A 5,761-nucleotide genomic window follows, 5' to 3' on the forward strand; every position below is an offset into this window, starting at 1 on the left:
CCCCCCTCTTCTCTTCCCTTGTCAAGGCCCAGCCCTCAAAGTGATGAGAGCTCAGGGAAAGACCCTCTTGCAAGCGCTTTCATCCCGTGCTACACTCTGGGCAAAGATGCCGGAAGCGCGTCCTACCATCAACGAGGTGGCCCGCCGCGCGGGCGTTTCCCCGGCCACGGTCTCCCGTGTCCTCAACGGCACCGCCCGGGTCTCCCAAGAGAAGGTGCGGGCGGTGCTCCAGGCGGTGGAGGAGCTGGGCTACGCCCCGAGCCCTCTGGCCCAGGGACTGGCCACGGGGCGCTCTTACGCCATTGGCATCCTGATTTGTGACTTCGCGAGCCCCTTCTTCGGCCCCATCCTCGAGGCCCTCACCCTGGAGCTGGAAGCCACCCCCTACCGCCCCATCGCCGTTCCCGGCCACTGGAGCCTGGTGCGGGAGCTGGAGGCCCTGGAGTTCCTCAAAGCCCACCGGGTGGAGGCCCTGGTCCTGCTCGGCACCGCCTTGGGCGGGGAAGCCCTTGCGGATCTCGGCATCCCCATCCTGGCCTTTGGCCAGCGGCTGGAGGGGCCGAAGGCCTGGTCCCTTTACCTGGACAACCAGAAGGCGGCCTACGAGGCCACCCGCTACCTCCTTGACCGGGGGCACGCCCGCATCCTCCACATCTCCAGCCACCGCGGGGGGATGGACGTTCGGGACAGGCTTCTCGGCTACCGCAAGGCCATGCGGGAGGCGGGCCTCGAGGCCCGGGTGGTCTACGGCGACCTGGAGGAGGAGGGGGGCTACCTGGCCGCGGCGGAGGCTCTCCGCCGCTACCCCGACACCACCGCCATCTTCGCCGCCAACGACCAGACGGCCTTCGGCGCCCGGCTTTACCTCTACGAGCGGGGGCTTCGCGTGCCGGAGGACGTCTCCCTGGTGGGCTTTGACGACATCGCCATCAGCGCCTACCAGATCCCTCCCCTCACCACCGTGCGCCAGCCCGTTCGGGACATCGGGGTGGCCCTGGGCCGCGCGCTCCGGGCGGTCCTCGAGGGGGAGGTCCCCGCCCTGCCCCGTCTGGAGCTGGCCTTGGTGGAGAGGGCCTCGGTAAGGGAGGTGGGAGCCTGAGAAAAAGGGCGGCCCTTAGGCCTTAGGCCCCTGGCCCACCCCGAAAGGGGGTGGGGGTTGAACGGAGGTAGCCCATGCTTAGGAAAGCGCTTTCAAGCCTTCTCGTCCTCGCTTCCCTCGGCTTTGCCCAGAAGACCCTCGAGGTCTGGATCATGCCCAACAGCGCCCAGCCCGCCGAGGACTTCAAGGCCCTGGTGGCCCCCTTTGAAAAAGCCCATGGCGTGGAGGTCAAGGTCACCGTCTTGGACTGGGGCGTGGCCTGGACCAAGATCACCACCGCCGCCACCAGCGGCGTGGGCCCCGACCTCACCCAGCTCGGCACCACCTGGGTGGGAGCCATCAGCGCCATGGGCGCCCTGGAGCCCGTGGACGACGTGCTGCAGGCCCTGGGCGGGGTGAAGGCCTATCTTCCCGCCGTGTGGCGGACCGCCCGGCTTGAGGGTTCCCGTCAGGCCACGGCCGTGCCCTGGTTCTCGGAGCTAAGGGCCTTTTACTACCGCGCCGACGCCCTGAAGGCCGCCGGGGTGGACCCCGCTCAGATGTTCCGGAGCTGGCAGGACTTTGAGGCGGGCCTCGCGCGCCTGGCCCAGTCCAAGTTCACCGACCCGGAGACGAAGAAGCCCCTGGCTCCCCTCTGCACCCCGGGGAAGAACACCTGGGACGTGCTCCACAACGCCGCTCCCTGGATCTGGGGTGCGGGCGGGGAGATCGTGCGCCAGTCGGGTGGGCGGTGGCAGAGCGCCTTGAATAGCCCCGAGAGCCTCGAGGGGCTTTACTTCTTCCTCAGCCTGGCCCAGAGGGGCTACGTCCCGGCGGAAAGCCTGGAGAAGAACACCGCCCAGATCGAGGCCGATTTCCAGGCCGGCAAGTGCGCCGTCTTCGCCAGCGGCCCCTGGATGGTCCAGCGGGCCCAGGTCCCCGAGGCCAAGGGCGGCTTCGCCGAGCGCCCCGCCGCCAAGAACCTGGGCGTGGCGCCCTACCCCGCCGGGCCCAAGGGGCGGTACACCTTCTTCGGCGGCTCCAACCTCGCCCTCTTCAACTTCTCTAAAAACAAGCCCCTGGCCAAGGAACTCCTCAAGTACCTGGGCGGCCTCGAGGCCCAGCGCGCCTACGCGCAGGCGACCGGGATGCTCCCCGCCCTACGCAGCGCCTGGAACATCCCCGAGATCCAGAACAACCCCTTGATGCGCACCTTCGTCCGGGCCGCCCAGTTCGGCCGCACCTATCCCTCCTTGGCGGGCTGGGGCGGGGTGGAGAACCTGGCGGTGCAGCACATCGGCATGGCCTGGGACCTGGTGGCCCAGGGGAAGCTCAGCCGTGAGGCCCTGAAGGACCTCATGGACAAGGCTTCCGTGGCCATCAACCAGGCCCTGCGGTAGAGGGATGGGGGGGCCCTGCCCCCCCTTTTTCCCGTCATGAAGGCTTTCTGGCGCAAGTACGGCCTCGCCTACCTCTTTATCGCCCCGGCCTTCCTGGGGATGCTCCTCGTGCACTACGGCCCCATGCTCCAGGGGATCTACATGGGCTTCCTGGACCTGAGGCTCCAGACCCTCAGGCTCTACCTCCAGGCGCCCTTCGTGGGCCTGGAGAACTTCCGGGAGATCCTCTTCAACCCCGAGTCCACCTTCCGCACCGGGTTCCTTTACGCCGTGCGCACCACCCTGCTCTACGCCCTGGCGGTGAACGCCCTAAGCCTCTCGCTGGGCCTCTTGGTGGCCCACCTCCTGAACCGGCCCCTCTTCCTCCGAGGGCTTTGGCGGAGCCTCTTCCTCCTCCCCTGGGTGGTGCCGAGCTACGTGGTGGGGCTTCTTTGGGGGTTCATGTGGCTCAAGGAGGGCGTCATCAACCACCTGCTCGTGGATGTCCTCGGCCTCCTTCCGGAGAAACCCCACTGGCTCATCGGCCCCCTTACCTTCGTGGCCATCGTGGTGCCCACGGTGTGGCGGGGCTGGCCCTTCGTGATGGTGACCTACTTGGCCGCCCTCCAGACCGTGCCCCAGGAGCTTTACGAGGCGGCCAAGGTGGATGGGGCCAGCCCCTGGCAGCGTTTCCGCCACGTGACCTGGCCCATGCTCCGCCCGGTGACGGCGGTGCTCCTGCTCTACGGGCTTCTGGGCACCCTTTACAGCTTCAACATCGTCTACATGATGTTCGGCCACGGGGCGGGCTACCCCGGGGAGTGGGGGGACCTGCTCATGACCAACCTCTTCCGCAACACCTTCGGCATGTGGAACTTCGGCCTGGGAGCGGCGGCGAGCACCCTTTACATGCTCCTTTCCCTGGGGCTCATCCTCTTCTGGTACCGCGTCTTCCGGGAGGACTTGCGCGCGAGGTGAGCCATGTACGAGGAGCGCTGGCTCAGGTGGGGCGCGGGCTTGGCCCTGTTCCTCATCCTCGTGTTCCACCTTTTCCCCGTGTTTTGGATGGTGAACACCTCCCTCATGACCCAGCTGGAGGCGGCCACGGGAAGCCTTTTCCCGCGGGTGCCCCAGTGGGGCAACTACCTGGACATCTGGCGGGTCCTGCCCTTCTTCCACTACCTGAAGAACTCCTTTCTGGTCTCTTCCTTGACCACGGCCTTCGCCCTGGCGGTGGCCACCTTCGCCGGGTACGCCCTCGCCCGGTTCCGCTTTCCCGGGGCGGAGCTCTTTGGGGGAAGCGTCCTGGTGACCCAGGTGATCCCCGGGATCCTCTTTCTCATCCCCATCTACATCATGTACGTCTACCTGCAGAACTGGGTCCGCTCCGCCTTGGGCCTCGAGGTGCGCCTGGTGGGGAGCTACGGGGGGCTGGTCTTCACCTACACCGCCTTCTTCGTCCCCTTGAGCATCTGGATCCTCCGGGGCTTCTTCGCCTCCATCCCCAAGGAGCTGGAGGAGGCGGCCCAGGTGGACGGGGCCACCCCCTTCCAGGCGTTTTACCGGGTGATCCTGCCCCTGGCCCTTCCCGGCCTCGCCGCCACCGCCGTCTACATCTTCCTCACCGCCTGGGACGAGCTCCTCTTCGCCCAGGTGCTCACCACCGAGGCCACGGCCACGATTCCCGTGGGCATCCGCAACTTCGTGGGCAACTACCAGAACCGCTACGATCTGGTCATGGCCGCCGCCACGGTGGCCACGCTGCCGGTGCTCGTTCTCTTCTTCTTCGTGCAGCGCCAGCTCATCCAGGGCCTCACCGCCGGGGCGGTGAAGGGCTAGGCCTTTGGAGGGGAAACGCATGGACATGGCCGCCGAAAACTTCCTGTGGGGCGTGGCCACCAGCGCCTACCAGATCGAGGGGGCCACGGAGGAGGACGGGCGGGGGCCTTCCATCTGGGACGCCTTCGCCCGGCGCCCCGGGGCCATCCTGGACGGCAGCTCCGGGGAGCCCGCCTGCGACCACTACCACCGCTACGAGGAGGACATCGCCCTGATGAAGGACCTCGGGGTACGGGCCTACCGCTTCTCCGTGGCCTGGCCCCGGGTCCTCCCCGAGGGCCGGGGGCGGATCAACCCCAAGGGGCTCGCCTTCTACGACCGCCTGGTGGACCGGCTTCTGGAAGCGGGGATCACCCCCTTCCTCACCCTCTACCACTGGGACCTGCCCCTGGCCCTCGAGGAGCGGGGAGGCTGGCGGAGCCGGGAGACCGCCTTCGCCTTTGCCGAGTACGCCGGGGTGGTGGCCCGGGCCCTCGCCGACCGGGTGCCCTTCTTCGCCACCCTCAACGAGCCCTGGTGCTCGGCCTTCCTGGGGCACTGGACGGGGGAACACGCCCCCGGTCTCAGGAACCTGGAGGCGGCCCTCCGCGCCGCCCACCACCTCCTCCTGGGCCACGGCCTGGCGGTGGAGGCCCTCAGGGCAGGGGGGGCGAGGCGGGTGGGGATCGTCCTCAACTTCGCCCCGGCCTACGGCGAGGACCCGGAGGCGGTGGACGCGGCGGACCGCTACCATAACCGCTACTTCCTGGACCCCATCCTGGGCAAGGGGTACCCCGAAAGCCCCTTCCAGGACGCCCCTCCCGTCCCCGTCCTCTCCCGCGACCTGGAGCTCATCGCGAGGCCCCTGGACTTCCTGGGGGTGAACTACTACGCCCCCGTCCGCGTGGCCCGGGGGACGGGACCCTTGCCCGTGCGCTACCTTCCCCCGGAGGGGCCGGTCACGGCCATGGGGTGGGAGGTGTACCCCGAGGGGCTCTACGGGCTCCTAAAGCGCCTGGGCCGGGAGGTGCCCTGGCCCCTCTACGTCACGGAAAACGGGGCGGCCTATCCCGACTCCTGGCGGGGGGAGGCCGTGGTGGAGGACCCCGAGCGGGTGGCCTACCTCGAGGGCCACATAGAGGCCGCCCTTCGGGCCCGGGAAGAGGGGGTGGACCTCAGGGGCTACTTCGTCTGGAGCCTCATGGACAACTTCGAGTGGGCCTTCGGCTACACCCGGCGCTTCGGCCTCTACTACGTGGACTTCCCCACGCAAAGGCGCATCCCTAAGCGGAGCGCTCTCTGGTACCGGGAGAGAGTTCGGGCTTTTCCCTGAGGATGCCTCCGAGGGGTGGCGCGGCTCCCCTTAGGCTGTTTTAGACCGGGGGCTTGTCCTTTTGGGTGGCCGCAAGGTGAGGACTCCCTGAACTTGCGCGGCCTCCACCTGCACCGGTAACAGAGGCCGTAGGGAAACATTTTGGGGCGGAGA

At 68.2% G+C, this 5,761-nt stretch carries 5 protein-coding genes; all 5 read left to right on the plus strand.

The features are described from left to right. The first annotated feature begins 106 nt into the window (after positions 1 to 106). Positions 107 to 1,099, plus strand: coding sequence for a LacI family DNA-binding transcriptional regulator (locus tag AC01Y6_RS09255; protein WP_347241972.1), 993 nt, complete (start codon positions 107 to 109; stop codon positions 1,097 to 1,099). A 74-nt stretch (positions 1,100 to 1,173) separates the two neighbouring features. Beyond that, positions 1,174 to 2,478 (plus strand): sugar ABC transporter substrate-binding protein, encoded by a 1,305-nt coding sequence (locus AC01Y6_RS09260; protein ID WP_347241973.1) that lies wholly within the window; start codon positions 1,174 to 1,176, stop codon positions 2,476 to 2,478. 36 nt (positions 2,479 to 2,514) lie between these two features. Further along, positions 2,515 to 3,435, plus strand: a complete 921-nt coding sequence (locus AC01Y6_RS09265) for a carbohydrate ABC transporter permease (protein WP_428720586.1) — start codon at positions 2,515 to 2,517, stop codon at positions 3,433 to 3,435. A 3-nt stretch (positions 3,436 to 3,438) separates the two neighbouring features. Beyond that, positions 3,439 to 4,296 carry a carbohydrate ABC transporter permease gene (locus AC01Y6_RS09270; RefSeq protein ID WP_476671243.1) on the plus strand — a complete coding sequence of 286 codons (858 nt, stop codon included), beginning with the start codon at positions 3,439 to 3,441 and terminating at the stop codon, positions 4,294 to 4,296. A 19-nt stretch (positions 4,297 to 4,315) separates the two neighbouring features. After that, complete coding sequence (locus AC01Y6_RS09275; RefSeq protein ID WP_476671245.1) at positions 4,316 to 5,608, plus strand: GH1 family beta-glucosidase; 1,293 nt, start codon at positions 4,316 to 4,318, stop codon at positions 5,606 to 5,608. Positions 5,609 to 5,761: the final 153 nt, after the last annotated feature.

This window comes from Thermus sp., assembly GCF_056332225.1.